Below are 16,949 nucleotides of genomic sequence, written 5' to 3'. Positions count from 1 at the left end.
TTCCTGTGGGCAGAAAAAGGAACTCAAGGGATGAGGCTCAGTATTCAACGCATAACCCAGCAGCGGGTCAACCTGCTGGGCGCACCACTGGGACTATTAGCGGCGCTGCTGCTAACCGGTTGCGCTGGCGATAAGTCTATTCTAGACCCGGCAGGCCAAGCAGCGCGAGATGTTGTCATGATCTGGTGGGTGATGCTCGGGTTCTCGACCGTCGTGTTTATCACGGTGGTGGCGCTGTGGCTTTATGCCTTTAAGCGCAAAGCAGTAACGCGCACGCCCTTGGAAGAGCGCCGGATTGCCCGCCGCTGGATCATTGGCGGCGGTATCATACTTCCCGTGGCGAGCATTACTGCGCTGCTAGCGTTTGGCGTGCCCGCCGGGCAACGGTTACTGCCGCTACCGTTAGGAGAACCGCCGGAAGTCATCGAAGTGATCGGCCATCAGTGGTGGTGGGAAATACGTTACCCCGGAGCGGAAGGGGGGGAAGTGGTCACCTCCAATCAATTGATCATGCCTGCTGGCGAGCCGGTCGATTTTCACGTTACCGGCGCCGATGTCATCCACGCTTTTTGGGTGCCGCGCCTGGGAGGGAAAATCGACATGATTCCAGGGCGCATCAATAAAATTCGTTTGGAAGCGGATGAGCCAGCGGTGTTTGGCGCTCAGTGCGCTGAGTTCTGCGGTGCCCAGCACACCCAAATGCAGCTCTACGTTGAAGCCGTCGAACGTAGTGAGTATGACGCGTGGTTGGCTGCTCGCCAAACGGATGACTTAACGTCGCTTGCTGAAAACGACCAACAGCACGAACCTGCCAGGGAGGCATTTATGACCCATTGTGCGAGCTGCCACCGCGTCGCGGGGCTCTCAGCTGCTGGGGAAGGGCCTGACCTTTCTGATTTAGGCAGTCGCACCAGCTTAGGGGCGGGCATCATGGCCATGGAAGATGGTGCAGTGACTCACTGGCTTAAGCATCACCAACGTTTGAAACCGGGCAACAAAATGCCGCCCCACGACGATATTGAGACGGCCACTTTGGAGTCCCTGGGTGCTTGGCTGGAGACGCTAACGCCATGACCACCATCAACCGTGAAGTGACCCCAGAAGGCGATAACATCGCTGGCCCTGACCAGTTGCACAGTGACTTGCACGAGATCTGGGGCAATCCGCGTGGTTTAAAAGCACTGACGATCGTTAACCACACCACTCTCGGCCTACGCTTTATGGTCACAGGGATGGTGTTTTTCTTAATTGGCGGCCTATTAGCCATGCTGGTGCGCACCCAGTTGGCGCTGCCTGATCAAGACTTCATGACGCCGGATATCTATAACCAAGTCACCACCATGCACGGCACGGTGATGATGTTCCTGTTCGCTATTCCTATGCTGGAAGGGTTAGCGATTTACATGATTCCCAAGATGATCGGTGCCCGCGACCTGGTCTGCCCGCGGCTGACATCACTGGGCTATTGGTGCTATCTGTTCGGCGGCATCATTTTAACGTTTAGTTTGGTGCTGGAAATGGCACCGGACAGCGGTTGGTTTATGTATACCCCGCTCAGTAGCAGCGAATATTCGCCTGGTTTAGGATCCGATTTTTGGCTACTAGGAATCACCTTTGTTGAAATCTCTGCGCTCTCTGCCGGGGTAGAGCTGGTGGTCTCAATACTGCGTACGCGTACTCAAGGCATGGCACTTCACAAAATGCCGTTATTTGCCTGGTATATCCTGGCGATGGCACTGATGATCGTGGTTGGTTTTCCGCCGCTGATCCTGGGCAGTATTTTGCTGGAGCTGGAGCGCGCGGTGGGAATGCCCTTCTTTGAAGTGGCTGGTGGCGGTGACCCAATCCTTTGGCAGCACTTGTTCTGGCTGTTTGGTCATCCTGAGGTTTACATCATTTTCTTGCCAGCAGCGGGGATTGTTTCCACGCTGATACCGGTGTTTGCTGGTCGTCCGATTGTTGGCTATGGCTGGGTGGTGTTTGCCATTATCACCACGGGCTTCATCAGCTTTGGTCTCTGGGTCCACCACATGTTTACCGTGGGTATTCCTCAGTTGGCTCAAGCCTTCTTCTCTGCCGCCAGTATGTTGGTGGCGGTGCCTACAGCGATTCAGGTGTTTGTGTGGCTGGCCACGCTATGGCTGGGTAAGCCCAAAATGAAGCTGCCCATGCTGTGGATAATGGGCTTCTTGATTATCTTTGTATGTGGCGGTCTCACCGGGGTAATGCTGGCGCTGGTGCCGTTTAACTGGCAGGTGCACGACACACACTTTGTGGTAGCGCACATGCACTACGTTTTGGTGGGCGGGATGTTCTTCCCGCTCATTGCCGGGCTTTACTACTGGTTGCCACTTTTCTCTGGGCGCATGCCTTCTGAAACGCTAGGCAAGTGGGGCTTCTGGCTCACCTTTCTGGGCTTCAATGGCACCTTCTTAATTATGCACTGGACTGGCTTGCTAGGGATGCCACGCCGGGTTTACTCCTATGAAACGGGGATGGGCTGGGATCTTTTCAACCTGCTCTCCTCCATGAGTAGTTTTATTATGTCGGCGGGGATTGCCATGGTGCTGCTCGATTTTGCGCTGCACTTCCGTTTTGGCAAACCTGCCAAGCATAACCCTTGGAACGCTGACACTTTGGAGTGGGCCAACAGCATGCCACCCAGCGCCTATAACTTTGTCAGCCTGCCTAAAATTGAGACTCGTCACCCGCTGTGGGATGACCCTGATCTGCCGCGCACCATGGCGGAAGGCAAGCATAGTCTCGCGGTGGCGACCCATGGACGGCGTGAGATGTGGGGCACCGACCCGTTGACCGGTAAAGTGCGCGAAATTATCCACCTTCCGGGCAATTCATGGTGGCCGCTGTTCGCTGCCATGGCGTTGGCCGTCGTGTGTATCAGTTTGCTGACCCGGCTCTATCCGCTGGCTGGGATTGCCGTGGTAATCGCCGCGCTGTTTCTGCTGCGTTGGTCTTGGGAAAACGGGGCGCATCCTAAAGCAGCTCCAGATGCGCATGTGGCGCCCGGTGACCCGCCGCTTCACTCGCGCACCATGGATGGCCCCGGCCTTTGGGCGATGTCGATTACGATGCTCGCTAACGGCTCATTTTTCCTATCTTATCTATTCGGCTGGTTCTATCTCTGGACGGTTTCGCCTGAATGGCGGATGCCTGAGAACTCGCCGCTCTCTTTGGTAGGGCTTGTGGTTGCCGCGATAGCACTGACAGCGGGGGGCGCTATTCTCGAAAAGCTCGTCCGCAGTTTACGCCAGCAGCGCGATGCAGGACTGGCGATGGGCATGTTCAGCATCAGTGCTTTAGGCTTTTTGCAGGTTGGCATCACACTCTGGGTATTACTGAGCGCAGACCTCGCCGTTACTGAGACCTCCCATGATGCGATTATCATGGTCGGGCTGGCCTATGCGTTATTACACGGTGGCCTGGGTGCCGTGCTAACGCTGCTTCAAGGGCTACGAGTGGGGTATGGCTATGTAGGTGCTCATGCACCTTTCGAGCCTGCCGTTGTGGCGCAGTTATGGCGTTATAACGTGGTCACGTTTTGGATTATCGTGGGTGCGCTGGCGGTGCTGCCCCGCGTAATAGGGAGCTAAGCCGATGACGACAACCATGCAGCGTTTACACCTTACCCATCCCTTACATTTCGTCATTGGCTTAACGCTTTGGTGTACTTGGTTTGTGGCAGTGTACGGCGGGCATGCGGTGGCCTGTTCAGTGGCCCCGCCTGATCCCGAGCTAGGTGTTTTTACGTTGGTTAATGCGCTGCTACTTGTGGTCAGCATTGTATCTATTGTGATACTGGCGGTGTTAACGCTGGGCTGCTACCGAATAGCTAAGCAACATCAAGGGCGGTTACGCTTCAATGCGAGGGTTTCCGCCGGCCTCTATCTGTTCTCTACTCTGGGCGTTGTGTTTGCGGCAATGCCGATTATCGGCATTCCGCCTTGCCTGTGAGTGGCATGGCGGAAACCAATTCAGAGCAGCTCTATACGCTCCACGGTATGTGGTGCACCAGTTGCGCCCTGGCAGTAGAGGGTTCTCTTAAACGCCTTGATGGAGTGGACGAGGTAAGCGTGCACTATCCGAGTGCCACGCTTTGCATTAGCGGCACTTTTGCCGCCACTCAGCTCTCAGTACTTGCCTCCAAGGTTAAGCGCCTGGGTTATCGGCTTAGTGAACTTGAGCCACTGGTCGATGCTCATGCGCGGCTGGAAGAGGAGAGTCGTTACTTAACGCTCAGGCTGATGGTGGGATCGCTATTTGGCATGTGGACCATGCTGGCCTCGATACTTATTTACGCAGGCGCACTGCCTAACGAGAAGATTGAGCTGGTAGTCGCCTGGGTATCCGGGGCTTTTTCTCTTCCCGTTGTGCTGTTTGCAGGCCTGCCTTTTTACCGCGCGGGATGGCGCACGCTGCTTGCCAAGCGTCCCGGTATGGATGTACTGATCAGCCTTGGCGTTATTGGCGCGGTAGTGGTTTCCGTCGGGCTTTTATGGCGTGGCTCCTCAGACGTCTATTTTGATACCGCTGTCATGCTAATCGTGCTTTTGCTGGTGGGGCGCTTAGTGGAAACGCTGTGCCGTCACCGTGGATTAAAAGCGCTGGATGCCCTGGCGTTACCAGACGAAAACGTACGCGTTTGGCAAAACAACACCTGGCAATCGCTCCCCGTGGGGGAGGTGAGCGCTGCAATGCGGGTAGAGCTAGCACCGGGTGGACGGGTAATGTTAGATGGTATCCTTGAGGGCCCTGGCTGGATCGATACCGCCTCCCTGACCGGTGAAAGCCTGCCTCGGTACTTCAACTCAGGTCAGAAAATATACGCGGGCTGCTGTTATCTTGGCGCAACGCCTTTAGTCATGCGGGTAAGCGCAGGAGTAGGCCAGCGGCGTTTAGATCGATTATGCGATGAAATGCGCCGCTATCAGGCAAAAAAAGGCGAGCTTCAAAAGCTCGCTGACCGCTTTGCCGCCTGGTTAACCCCACTTGCACTGTTACTCGCGCTGCTAACACTCCCAGGTGCGCTGTTATTTGGCCTGGGTTGGGAAGAAGCCTTAGTACGTGCGCTTTCGGTATTGGTTGTCGCTTGCCCCTGCGCCGTTGGGCTTGCAGTGCCGCTGGCGAGTCTTGCGGGCAGCGGGCAGGCCATGCAGCAAGGTATAGCGCTGCGTGATCCCGCCGCCCTCGAAACCTTGGCGCGCATTCGCTCGGTCGCGTTTGATAAAACCGGCACCTTAACAACCGGTACCCATTCAGTACTGCACTGGCAGGCGCGGGAAGGCGTTGATGAACACATGTTGCAGCGCAAGCTTAACGCTGCCGTTGCAGGAAGCGAGCACCCGTTAGCGCAAGCGTTGGCGCGCTGGTCAGGCAGCCAAGTTGACCAGCGCCCTGAGCAATGCTTGGAAGTAAACGAATCCCCTGGCGAAGGGCGCCGCGTGCAACTTAACAACGGTGAGTGGCTCACGGTGGGTAGCGCCAGTTGGCTTTCTTGCCAGCAAATAATGCTTCCTTCCCAGGCGGAGAACCCAACGCTAGCTTTTGCTTCTCAAGTGATGATGGCCGATGACACCGGCTGGTTAGCAACGCTCTATCTTACCGATCAACCAGTGGGCGACGCTGCAACAAGCGTGAAATGCCTGCTTGATGCAGAATATGTAGTGGCAATGATCAGCGGTGACCGACAGGGCGCGGTGAGTTGGTTAGGTGAGCGTGTTGGGCTTACGCGAGAAGCTTGCTATGCACAGCGCTCGCCCGAGGCCAAAGCGCGCCTATTGCAGGCACTGCCGTCGCCAACGCTCTACGTAGGTGATGGCTTGAACGATACCTTGAGCTTAGCCGCGGCCGATGTGGGTGTCGCTCCGCTAAGTGCCAGCGAGGCCGCCCGGGAAGGTGCTTCCGCACAGCTAATGACGCCTGGGATTGGTGGGGTAGTCAAACTGCTCAGCATTGCTAAACGCACGCGGCGCATCATGTTTCAGAATCTGTTTTTTTCGGCGATCTATAACACCTTGGCGCTAGGGCTGGTGGTGCTCATGACAATACCACCGCTGGTGGCGGTACTTGCCATGGCAGCAAGTTCGTTAAGCGTCACGCTGAATGCCGCAAGGCTTGCATGGGCAGAGCCAGATGAAAAAAATGGCTAAAGCGCATAGCCAAGTGCCTGCTTAAGCCGCTCGGCATTCGTGGCCACCCAGCGTGGATCTACCGCCCCCCAATCACGTATCTGGTAGCGACCAATGTTGTGGCGCTCGCCGTCATCCTTAGTAAATACACACTCGATATCCAACTCGGCAAGTGACGCAATCGTATCTTGAGCAGTGCGCCTTGGCATGCCGGTGGTTTCGATTAATGCAGGCACGCTGGCAACGCCCTGGTCGATCAAATAGGCAACATACAAGCGTCGGTAAAAGCTTGATTTGGTTTTACTAAGAGAGGGCATTTGGTTTCCTTTACAGCAAGTTAGTGTACGACGCTGCCTAGCTTAAATGAATAGATCTTGCTGCGCCCGTGGTGGGCGAAAATCCCGGGTGTTCAAGCCCTGCTCGGTACGACTCTGCATATTCCACTGGCGGCTTGCACGGGCAAAGCGTTGCTCAATTAAATCAGCAAAGACTCCTTCACCGCGAAAGCGTTTTCCAAATTTGGCATCGTACGCCTTACCACCTCGACACTGGCGCATTAAACTCATCACTTTAGCGGCGCGCTCGGGGTAGTGGGCTTCCAGCCATGCCTCAAACAGCGGTGCGACTTCATAAGGTAGACGCAGTAGCATCCAGGACGCTGTACGTGCGCCCGCGCGGCTAGCAGCTTCCAGAAGCTTTTCGATTTCATTATCCGTCAGCCCTGGAATAACTGGAGAGATCAGGGTGCCAACCGGAATGCCTGCGGTATTTAGTTCGCGGATTGCCCGTAGTCTGGCCTGGGGGGATGCCGCCCGTGGCTCTAAGGTACGTTTTAAATTGGCATCAAGGCTGGTCAAGCTAACAAATACTCGTACCAAACGGTGTTCGGCCATTTCCGCCAATAGCTCTAAATCGCGCAGTACCAGCGTACTTTTAGTCACCAGCGTTACCGGGTGGCGGCACTCCAGCAGCAATTCCAGCAAGCGGCGCGTGGTTTGGTAGGTGGCCTCTAACGGCTGGTAGCAGTCGGTGTTACCAGAAAGATTGATCGGGCGGCACACGTAATTAGGGTGGCAAAGTTCTTCGGTTAGCCGCTCTACCAATCCGCTTCGGGCTATGAGCTTAGTTTCAAAGTCCAACCCAGGCGATAAATCCCAGTAAGCGTGAGAAGGGCGGGCATAGCAGTAAACGCAGCCGTGCTCACAGCCACGATAAGGATTAAGCGAGCGATCAAACGGTAAATCCGGCGATTTATTCCACGACAGCGCGCTTTTGCTCACTTCTTCTCGCACTTCAGTGGCGATGGTCGTGGACGCTTCCTCACGCCACCAGCCGTCATCTTCCACCTCGCTGCGGGTAGGCGCAAAACGATTGTGCGGGTCGTAGGTCGCCCCGCGTCCTTTGTAAATGGCTGACTGATCAGGAGAGCCAAGAGATGCCATGGGTTCACCTCTTTTATGTGGTTTTATATACAGTAGTTTTGATGCTGTAATAAATCAATAAAAAGCACATGGCTGAGGCCGATAGGTAGCTAAAAGGGAGTTAACCAAGCCATTATCACGAGGCTAATATTCAAAATGGGCTTTTGACCAAATAGTCAGCGAGGAAATGTCATGTCGAAAGTGGTTATCGTGACGGGGGGAGGACGAGGTATCGGAGCAGCCACCGCAAAACTGCTAGGCGCAAAAGGCTATGCGGTTTGCGTCAACTATCTTGCCAATAGTGAGCGGGCTGATGAGGTGGCTGATTGTATTGTTCGAGAGGGTGGTCGAGCGTTTAGCTACCAAGCGGATGTTAGCCGTGAAGATGACGTTATCCGCCTCTTTGATGCAGCAGAAGAGCGCTTTGGCAAGGTGACACATTTGGTCAACAATGCAGGCGTTCTGTTCACTCAATCCAAGCTGGTTGATATCGACCTTGAGCGCTTCAATAAAGTACTTAATAGTAATGTGGTCAGCTGTTTTCTTTGCTCTAGGGAAGCCATCAGGCGCTTTCTTCCAGGTAGTGGCATCGTCAATGTCTCATCGCTTGCCTCGCAAACAGGCTCGCCCTTTGAATATGTTGACTACGCTGCATCGAAAGGTGCCATGGATACCCTAACAAAGGGGTTGTCTCGCGAAGTGGCTGGCTCGGGGATTCGTGTTAATGCCGTTCGTCCCGGTTTTATCTACACTGATATGCATACCGACGGTGGGGAGCCAGGGCGAGTCGATCGCTTAGCTCCCCAGATTCCCATGCAGCGTGGCGGTAGCGCTGAAGAAGTGGCTAATACTATTGCTTGGCTGCTGTCGGACGAAGCTTCTTATGTAACGGGGTCATTTATTGATGTTGCAGGAGGGCGTTAATGCATTCTCTACCCGTATTTCAAGCGTCCTGTAGGGGTTCAACCTTTGACATGGAAAGGCCTTTTAACCCATGAAACTTCAACAGCATTTCGAACAGTTGGCCATTTATAATCAATGGATGAACGCCAAGGTATACGGTGCCGCTAACCAGATGAGTGCCGCAGAGCTTAGCGAAGAGAGAGGCGCCTTCTTTGGCTCGATTTTTGGCACCTTAAATCATATCGTGGTTGCAGATACTCTCTGGCTTAAGCGGTTTGCTACCCATACGTCCTCAGTTGCAACGCTTGCGGTAATGGTGCCTCTACCCACTCCAGAGCGCCTTGATCAAATCATGTTTGACGATTTGGAAGGCCTGAAAGCACATCGCCAATGGCTAGATAGCGTAATTATCAACTGGATAGCCGCGCTGACTGACGACGACCTCAATACCGTGCTGAATTACCGAAACACTAAGGGAGTGGCATCAACCCGGAACTACTCAAGCTTGATTGCTCACTTCTTCAACCACCAAACCCACCACCGCGGTCAGTTAAGTACTTTGTTCTCCCAGGCCGGTATCGATATTGGTGTCACTGATCTGTTGGCGCTGATTCCCTGTGAGTCTTAAAAGATTGCTTGGATAATGGGGCCGAGTCGCTGGCATCAGTCATTTATGATTTACCGAAGGTCCAATGTTGCAAAACGCCTTGGCTTGATGGGGCCAAGGCGTTCATTTTTCACTTATTGAGCAAACTAGCCTAGCGCTTCTTCCTCGTGGGCTTTTTGTCCGCACTGGGCGGTGCGCTCTCCTTTTCTCTGCTGCCATTAGGAAAATGCGCCCGTACAAGCTCCAGCAACCCTTGCGTGGAAGCATCGAAGTCGGCGGCGTGGGCGTCGATGCGTTCGCTGATTTCACCGGCGATGCGCTTGCCGAGCTGAACGCCCCACTGGTCAAACGAGTTGATATTCCAGATAACGCCTTGTACGAACACCTTGTGCTCGTAAAGCGCGATTAGTGCCCCCAGGTTTTTTGGCGTTAGCTCATCCAGCAGTAGGGTGCTGGAAGGGCGGTTGCCGGGGCAGCTGTAGGGGTCGTGTTGGCTTAGCTCTTTGCTATCCCCTTGGCTACCTTCCATAAAGGCGTTGGCCTGGGCGAGCATATTGGTCAGCAGGGCGAAGTGGTGGTCTTCCACGCCGGGTTCGGGCTTGAGCGAGGCAATAAAATCAATTGGCACGTAGCGTGTGCCCTGGTGCAGTAGCTGGAAGAAGGCGTGCTGGCCGTTAGAGCCGGTTTGCCCCCACACAATCGGGCCGGTTTTGTAGTTCACCGGGTGGCCAAAAATATCCACCGACTTACCGTTAGACTCCATATCCAGCTGCTGCAGGAAGGATGGCAGCTGGTTCAGCGCCTGGTCGTAGGGCACGATGGCTTGGGTCTCGGCGCCAATAAAATTGATGTACCAAATACCAATCAGCGCCATCAACACTGGCATGTTTTGTGAGAAGGGCGCGTTGATGAAATGGTTATCCATCTCATGAGCGCCTTCCAGTAGCTCAATAAAGCCTTCGAAACCGATCGAAAGCGCAATCGGCAGGCCTATGGACGACCACATGGAGTAACGGCCACCCACCCAGGCCCAGAATTCAAACACATTCTCTTCGCGAATGCCGAATTCCATGGCCGCTTTTCGGTTAGTGGAGGCGGCAATAAAGTGCGCGCCCACGTCGGCATCTTCACCAGCGTTCTCCAGGAACCAGCGCCGCGCGGTTTTGGCGTTTAGCAGGGTCTCCTGGGTAGAGAAGGTCTTGGTAGAGACGATGAACAGCGTAGTCGCCGGGTCAAGGCGCGAGAGCACCTTCTGAATATGGGTGCCGTCCACGTTGGAGACAAAGTGGAAGTGGAGCTCCGGGTGGCGGTATTTGAGCAGCGCGCGAACCGCCATATTGGGCCCAAGATCCGAGCCGCCAATACCGATATTGACCACGTCTTTAATGCGTTTGCCGCTGTAACCTTTCCACTCGCCGCTGCGTACCGCCTCAGAGAACAGTTTGATCTGCTCGCGGGTGCGGGTGATCTCCGGCATGACATCTTCGCCGTCCACATAGACCGGCTCATCGCCTAAGTGGCGCAGAGCCGTATGCAGTACCGGGCGGTTTTCCGTCACGTTGATAATATCGCCGGAGAACATCTGTGCCCGACGCTGTACCAGCGCGGAGTGGTCGGCCAGCTCAATCAGCTTGGTAAGCACTTCATCGGAGACGTGGTGCTTCGAGTAGTCAAGAAACAGACCGCCCACCCGTAAGCTCATTTTCTCAAAGCGCTGCGGGTCATTGGTGAAGTAATCACGAATGCGGTCGTTGGCGGTTTTGTCGCGCAGGCGGTCAAGCGCCTGCCAGGTAACGCTGCGAGTGAGCTGAAACATAGGGCGATCCGTTTGTTATAAGTGAATTGGGTGATCAAAATCGAAAAATGGGCTATGTAAAAATACTACATAAAAAATGACAAAGAGTAGAGGGTATAAGTGGCATGAAAAGGTATTAAATGCGTAAAGCGACGTATTTAAAAGGGCAGGCATGTTCGCCTGCCCTCACTTTTTGGTAACAGCGGTTAGGTGGCGAGGGCTACCTGGGCCGCATCACGTTTGATAAACGCATAGCCTAAACCGGTCACCAACGAGCCAGCCACAATAGCGCCAAGGTAGAGTAGCACCGGGGTGATGGCGTTGGGGATGAGCAGTACAAAAATACCGCCATGAGGCGCCATTAGTTTTGCACCTACCAGCATCGAGAGAGCACCGGTGAGAGCGCCCCCTGCGATACAGGCGGGGATAACACGTAGCGGGTCTTTCGCTGCAAAGGGGATTGCACCTTCACTGATAAAACAAAGGCCTAGTACAAAAGAGGCTTTGCCCGCTTCGCGCTCCGGTGCAGAGAACTTGTTGCGCGCGACAAAGCTGGCAATCCCCATACCAATAGCGGGTACCATGCCTGCGGCCATAATCGCCGCCATGGGGCCATAGGTTTCAGAGGCGAGCAGGCCCACGCCAAAGGTGTAAGCGGCTTTGTTGACCGGGCCACCGAGATCGAAGCACATCATCGCACCCAGCAGAATACCCAACAGCACCGCATTAGTGGAGCCCATGGACTCCAGGAAACTGGTCAGCGCATTAAGCAGCGCTGCGACCGGTTCGCCAATGACGTAGATCATGGTCAAGCCGGTGACCAAACTGGCGACAAGTGGAATGATCAGAATCGGCTTAAGGGATTCAACGCTGGAGGGCAGTTTGACGTAGCGTGTCACCGCCAGGGCCACGTAGCCCGCCAGAAAACCTGCCAAAATACCGCCGATAAAGCCGGAGCCGATATTGGCCGCCAGCATGCCACCAATCATACCCGGTGCGATGCCGGGACGGTCGGCGATGGAGTAGGCGATATAGCCTGCCAGTACTGGAATCATCAGCGCAAAAGCGGTGCCGCCACCGATCTGCATCAGCGCTGCGGCCAGGGTGCCTTCCTGCTCAAAGGCCTCAATGCCAAACACAAAGGAGAGCGCAATCAGCAGGCCGCCCGCGACTACCATCGGCAGCATAAAGGAAACGCCGGTGAGCAGGTGCTTATAAACGCCTTTCTCTTTGATGCTCTTATTCGCTGTGCCCGCATTGCTGCTGCCGCTTTCTATAGCCGCCTCGTTGAGCGCAGCTTCAAGGGTGGGGCGCGGCTTTTTCAGCGCATTGCCGGTAGAGGTGCGGTAGATGCGCTTACCAGCAAACCGCGACGGATCAACGTCGATATCACAGGCCAGTACGACTATGTCGGCGTCGGCGATCTCTTCTTCAGTCAATTTATCTTGTGCACCCACCGAGCCTTGGGTTTCCACGCGAATGGCGTGGCCCATAGCTTTGCCCGCCTCTGCGAGTGCCTCGGCGGCCATAAAGGTATGCGCCACGCCGGTAGGGCAGGCGGTGACGGCAACGATTTTCTGGCCACCCGCGCTGCTTGCAGCGGTAGGTACGCTAGAAACGGCAGGTGCGCTATAAATCGGCGCTTCACGCTTAGCCTGGGCCAGAAAAGCGCTGGGGTCAGGGAGTGCGCTGGCAATCGGCGCTTGGAATAGCCTTTTGCCTTCAAAGCGCTCCGGGTCTGGCACGTGATCAGCGGCGACTACGATCAAATCGGCATTGGCGATCTGCTCGGCAGTAGCGGCCTGGAGTGGCGCGACTTCGCCGTGCATTTCCACATGCGCCGACCAGCCTTGACGCTGGGCGGCTTGTTCCAGGCGCTTAGCCGCGAGGAAGGTGGTCGCCATGCCGCTGGGGCAGGCGGTAATCAGAATAATATTCATAGCGTGGCTCCCTCGGTGATGGTGTCATCAAGACGCCGTATCCGGGTGTGTTGTTGGAGTGAATCGAAATCGGCAGCGTGGGGGTTGCCCACGCCAACGTGGCGCACGGCTTCGGCCGAGAGCGCGGTGGCAAAGCGCAGCGTTTGTTCAGCGTCTTGCTGGCCGTTCTGATAAGTCAGCAGGCCGTGGAGCATGCCCGCTACAAAGGTATCGCCAGCGCAAACGGTATTCGTCGCGGTAACCTTAGGGGGTGTGGCGTGCCAGGCACCTTGAGCGTTAACCCACAGCACCCCTTCGGCACCCGCTGAAATCAGCGCATGGGCGATACCGCTTTCATGAAGCCGCTTGGCCGCATTCAAGCGCGCATCGGAAGAGGTCATATCTTCGCCCGCCCACTCTGCCAGTTCGTTTTCATTAGGCTTAACACCGGCGGGGTGAGTCGCTATCGCCGCATTGAGTGCCGGGCCACTGGTATCTACCCAGAGCGGTACGCCGCTGGCGTTTAGGTGGTTTAACAGCGCGCTGAAATCAATCAGTGATAGTCCTGGGGGCAGGCTGCCCGCCACAACGACCGCCTGGGGGGGCGTCGTGCCGGAAAGCTCGCTATTCAGCGTGTCGATCAGCGCCTGCAAATGCGCGGCTTCAATGGGCATGCCGGGGCCGTTAATATCGGTAACGCGGCCGCTCTGTTCAGCAATTTTGGCATTGATACGGGTTTCTCCCGGCACGCGCACAAAGGCGTCGGTTAGGGAGTACTTGGCAAAAGCTAGCTCGAAAGGAGCGTCGTTATCGGCACCTAAAAAGCCGCTGACGGTGACGTCGTGGCCAAGACCTGCCAATACGCGGGCAACGTTAACGCCTTTGCCAGCCGCTTCTAGCTGGGCGCTAGTGGGGCGGTTGACGCGACCCAGTACCAAGGAGTCAAGATTAAACGCCAAATCCAGCGCCGGATTCAGGGTAATGCATAGCACGCGGGCCATTAGCGGGCCTCCAGCGCATCGCGCACTTCATCGCTGGTCGCTTGGGCAAGCGCCAACTGAGCACTGGCTTGGGCATCAGCGAAGTCAAACTCGCGCAGGCGGGCTTTGACCAGCGGGATCTGCCGCGCGCTGACGGAGAGCTCGTCCACGCCAAGGCCTACCAATACGGGAATGGCCACGGCGTCTGAGGCTAATTCGCCGCACACTCCGACCCATTTTCCTTGTGTATGGGCCGCCGCCACGGTCATTTGAATCAAACGCAGCACTGCGGGGTGCAAACCATCGGCTTGGGCAGAGAGTTCCGGGTGGCCGCGGTCAATAGCCAGGGTGTACTGGGTCAAGTCGTTGGTGCCTACCGAGAAGAAATCGACTTCAGCGGCAAGGCTGGGTGCCAGCAGCGCGCTGGAGGGTATTTCAATCATTACCCCCAACTGCACATCGGTGGCCCGCTGGGAAGCAGGGATCTCTTTGAGTAAGCGGTCGTAGATGGCTTTGACGGCGCGGAACTCGGCGATATCTTTGACCATCGGCAGCATAATCCGCAGGGGGCTATCCTTACCTGCCATCAATAACGCGCGCAGTTGTGTTTCGAGTACCTCGGGTTGGGTCAACGCTAAACGAATACCGCGCAGGCCTAGGAAGGGGTTGTCTTCTTGGGGCACCGGCCAGTAGGGCAGTGGCTTATCACCGCCGACATCCAGTGTGCGCGCTACCAGCGGGCGGCCATCCAGTGCGTCAATTGCCTGACGGTACTCGCTAATCTGAGTCGCTAAGTCTGGTGCGCTGGCGTGGGCCATAAACAGGAATTCGGTACGCAGCAGGCCAACGGCTTCGGCACCGCGCTCCACCGCATCAGCGGCGTGGGCAGTGTTGCCCAGGTTGGCGGCGACTTCGACGCGGTGCCCATCGCGCGTTTGGGCGACCTCAAAACGGGTTTCCCAGGCATCGGCTTCGCGCTGCTGGAGGTCGAGCAACTGCTGCTCAGCACGCTGCAGGCGCTCTTCGGAAGGTTGCGGTGTGACACGGCCGCGCTCGCCATCCAGAATCATCATGCTGGCATTGTTAAGCGCCATTACTGCCTGCCCGGCGCCGACGACCGCAGGGATGCCCAGTGCGCGGGCCAGAATAGCGCTGTGCGCCGTGGCGCCACCGCGCACGGTGAGTAGCCCGCGCACACGGGAGGTATCCAGGCGGGCCACATCGGAAGGGCCGATATCGTCCATCACCAGAATGTAGGGGTGATCCGGCGGTTCGGGGAGCGTTACATCGCAGAGTACACCCAACACCCGGCGGCCTACGTCGCGTAGATCGGCAGCGCGCTCGGCCAGCAGCCGGTCGGCGAGCATTTCCTGGGCGTGGGCTGCGGTTTCAATCGCTTCCCACCAGCCTGCTTCCGCCGAGCGTCCTTCGCGAATGGCATCCGTCGCCGCGTGATGGAGCTCCGGGTCGTCGAGCATCTCTTCGTGCATCGAAAGAATATCGGCAACTTCGCCACCGGGAGCGTTATGCACCAATGTGTGCAGCTGGGCGGCACCCTCTTTCAGCGCGCTATTTAAACGGCTGATTTCGTGTTCAGCATCGCTAGCGTGCTCAGGATAGTCGAACTGCACCGGGCGAATGACAAGCACGGGCGCAATGGCCAAACCTGGCGACGCGGCTACACCAGCGTGGGGCATATCGGCAGTGAGGGGCACGACGGCCGGTGTAGCAGTACTTGTTTCCTTTGCGCTATCAAAGCCACCGTCAAAGGAGGTGACTTTCTCTCCTAAGCCCGACTCAACCGCCTCGGCGACTGCTGCTAGTGCTGCGCTTGCCTGTTCGCCCTCGGCTGAAAGTACTAACCACTGCCCACGACGCGCGCCCAAGCCAATCACTTTGGTCAAGCTGGCCGCAGAGACCAGCGTGGCGCTTCCTTCTTCGAGGCGCACATTAATGGCTATCCCTTGGGCACGAGCAACTTGCACGAGTTGTTTAGCAGGCCGGGCGTGCAGGCCATGAGGGTTAAGTACCCGCACGCGACGGGTTTGCGTGCTGGCAGTTTCGCCCGCCAGTAGGCTGAGTAACTGGGCGCTATTACGCGTCATCAGTGTGTCGCTGGCGCCACTATCCAGCAGGGCCATTAATTGCTCTAACAGCGGTCGATGGGCATCGCCGTGGGCAGCTAAGCAGAACAGCGCATGCACGGAGTGCCCATCGCTTTGCATGGTTTGCTCGGCAGGCGTGGCAACGCCTAACGCGGGCTGATTAACCCCTTGCGGGCTGCTGGCCAGCCACAGTCCTTTACCTAACCAGGTTGGCTCCGCTGAGGCGATGGCGGTAATAAAACTGTTATCGACACAGCCGCTCTGACGTAGTCGTGCGGCCGCGGCCAGGGCCAGCTCTTGAAGATCGCGAGCAGGGAAGTTAACACATAGTGTGTCGGTATCCAGGCGTGTCTCAAGCGTCGGTTTGGAAAGCAGGCGTGCCACATCAACGGCGGAACTGGCGCTGGCCAACTGTTCGGCAACGCCGTCACGATCCAGTACGTGGGTCAGCTGGCGCAGGATGTCCAGATGTTCATCATTTTGAGCCGCGATGGTCACCAGTACATGCACCTGCTGGCCATCGTGCCACTCAATGCCTTGAGGAAACTGCAGCACGCGCACGCCCGTTTGCTTAACGTGCTGACGACTTTCAGGTGTGCCGTGGGGAATCGCAATGGCATTGCCTAAAAACGTGGATGACTGCGCTTCGCGGGCGTGCAGACCGTCGCGGTACTCGGCCTCAACTAATCCGGCGTCTACCAGCGCTTCAGCGGCACTGTCCAGCGCGGTTTGCCAGCTCTCAGCATGGCGGCCTAACAAGATGTCATTGGGGCCGAGTGTCAACATAGTATTCTCCTGTAAACGCGCGCTGTGGCAGCTAATGCTTAACTACGTACTTAACTAAGCACTTAACTACGTACTGCTTGTAGGATGCCAGGGCGTGTACATAAGTGATCATGTATGGGTAGTTATGCCAGTTAGATAAACCGCGTTATCTCTATCGATTCATCCTTGCCAGTGAGGCTAGATATAGTGCTATGCTGAATCGATTCACTTAATGACACAAGGTTTACGCTTTTAGACTTTGGTCTGATGAGCGCTTTCTTGCTGATAAACTGGCCGGTCACACCAAG

12 protein-coding genes are annotated in these 16,949 nt (G+C 56.2%); 6 read left to right on the top strand and 6 right to left on the bottom strand.

The genetic code is table 11. The features are described from left to right. Positions 1-30 precede the first annotated feature (30 nt). Genes coxB through AC5TBW_RS11385 form a run of 4 tightly spaced genes read left to right on the top strand, consistent with a single transcriptional unit; the run spans position 31 to position 6,167 of the window. Entirely contained in the window at positions 31-1,074 is a 1,044-nt protein-coding gene (gene coxB / locus AC5TBW_RS11400; protein ID WP_495508689.1) for a cytochrome c oxidase subunit II, read from the top strand. Next, positions 1,071-3,611, top strand: a complete 2,541-nt coding sequence (gene ctaD, locus AC5TBW_RS11395) for a cytochrome c oxidase subunit I (RefSeq protein WP_495508688.1) — start codon at positions 1,071-1,073, stop codon at positions 3,609-3,611. The genes coxB and ctaD overlap by 4 nt, the downstream gene beginning before the upstream one ends. 4 nt (positions 3,612-3,615) lie before the next feature. Continuing rightward, positions 3,616-3,972: a hypothetical protein gene (locus AC5TBW_RS11390; protein ID WP_495508687.1), complete on the top strand. Its 357-nt coding sequence runs from the start codon at positions 3,616-3,618 to the stop codon at positions 3,970-3,972. A 5-nt stretch (positions 3,973-3,977) separates the two neighbouring features. Further along, positions 3,978-6,167 (top strand): heavy metal translocating P-type ATPase, encoded by a 2,190-nt coding sequence (locus AC5TBW_RS11385; protein WP_495508686.1) that lies wholly within the window; start codon positions 3,978-3,980, stop codon positions 6,165-6,167. Here the strand turns inward: AC5TBW_RS11385 and AC5TBW_RS11380 are convergent. Together AC5TBW_RS11380 and AC5TBW_RS11375 are read right to left on the bottom strand one after the other, a co-directional pair. Continuing rightward, entirely contained in the window at positions 6,164-6,463 is a 300-nt protein-coding gene (locus tag AC5TBW_RS11380; RefSeq protein ID WP_495508685.1) for a winged helix-turn-helix domain-containing protein, read from the bottom strand. The genes AC5TBW_RS11385 and AC5TBW_RS11380 overlap by 4 nt on opposite strands. Positions 6,464-6,505: 42 nt before the next feature. Beyond that, on the bottom strand, positions 6,506-7,588 hold the full coding sequence (locus tag AC5TBW_RS11375) for a PA0069 family radical SAM protein (protein WP_495508684.1): 1,083 nt from the start codon (positions 7,586-7,588) through the stop codon (positions 6,506-6,508). Between the two features lie 171 nt (positions 7,589-7,759). Here AC5TBW_RS11375 and AC5TBW_RS11370 point away from each other — a divergent pair, with 171 nt between their 5' ends. Next, on the top strand, positions 7,760-8,491 hold the full coding sequence (locus tag AC5TBW_RS11370; protein WP_495508683.1) for an SDR family oxidoreductase: 732 nt from the start codon (positions 7,760-7,762) through the stop codon (positions 8,489-8,491). Between the two features lie 70 nt (positions 8,492-8,561). Next, positions 8,562-9,098, top strand: coding sequence for a DinB family protein (locus AC5TBW_RS11365; RefSeq protein ID WP_495508682.1), 537 nt, complete (start codon positions 8,562-8,564; stop codon positions 9,096-9,098). Between the two features lie 130 nt (positions 9,099-9,228). Here the strand turns inward: AC5TBW_RS11365 and pgi are convergent, their stop codons facing one another. The 4 genes from pgi to ptsP all read right to left on the bottom strand — a co-directional run bounded on the left by pgi (position 9,229) and on the right by ptsP (position 16,662). Then, entirely contained in the window at positions 9,229-10,893 is a 1,665-nt protein-coding gene (pgi, locus tag AC5TBW_RS11360) for a glucose-6-phosphate isomerase (RefSeq protein WP_495508681.1), read from the bottom strand. Between the two features lie 185 nt (positions 10,894-11,078). Next, entirely contained in the window at positions 11,079-12,812 is a 1,734-nt protein-coding gene (locus AC5TBW_RS11355) for a PTS fructose-like transporter subunit IIB (RefSeq protein WP_495508680.1), read from the bottom strand. Beyond that, the gene (gene pfkB / locus AC5TBW_RS11350) at positions 12,809-13,792 is read right to left on the bottom strand and encodes a 1-phosphofructokinase (protein WP_495508679.1); all 984 of its coding nucleotides are present in this window, start codon (positions 13,790-13,792) and stop codon (positions 12,809-12,811) included. Before pfkB ends, AC5TBW_RS11355 begins: the two co-directional genes overlap by 4 nt. Continuing rightward, entirely contained in the window at positions 13,792-16,662 is a 2,871-nt protein-coding gene (ptsP, locus tag AC5TBW_RS11345) for a phosphoenolpyruvate--protein phosphotransferase (protein WP_495508678.1), read from the bottom strand. Before ptsP ends, pfkB begins: the two co-directional genes overlap by 1 nt. Positions 16,663-16,949 lie beyond the last annotated feature (287 nt).

This window comes from Vreelandella sp. ssv (assembly GCF_059448525.1).
Note: the sequence above shows the minus strand (reverse complement) of the source record. Positions and strands in the feature narration are given on the sequence as shown.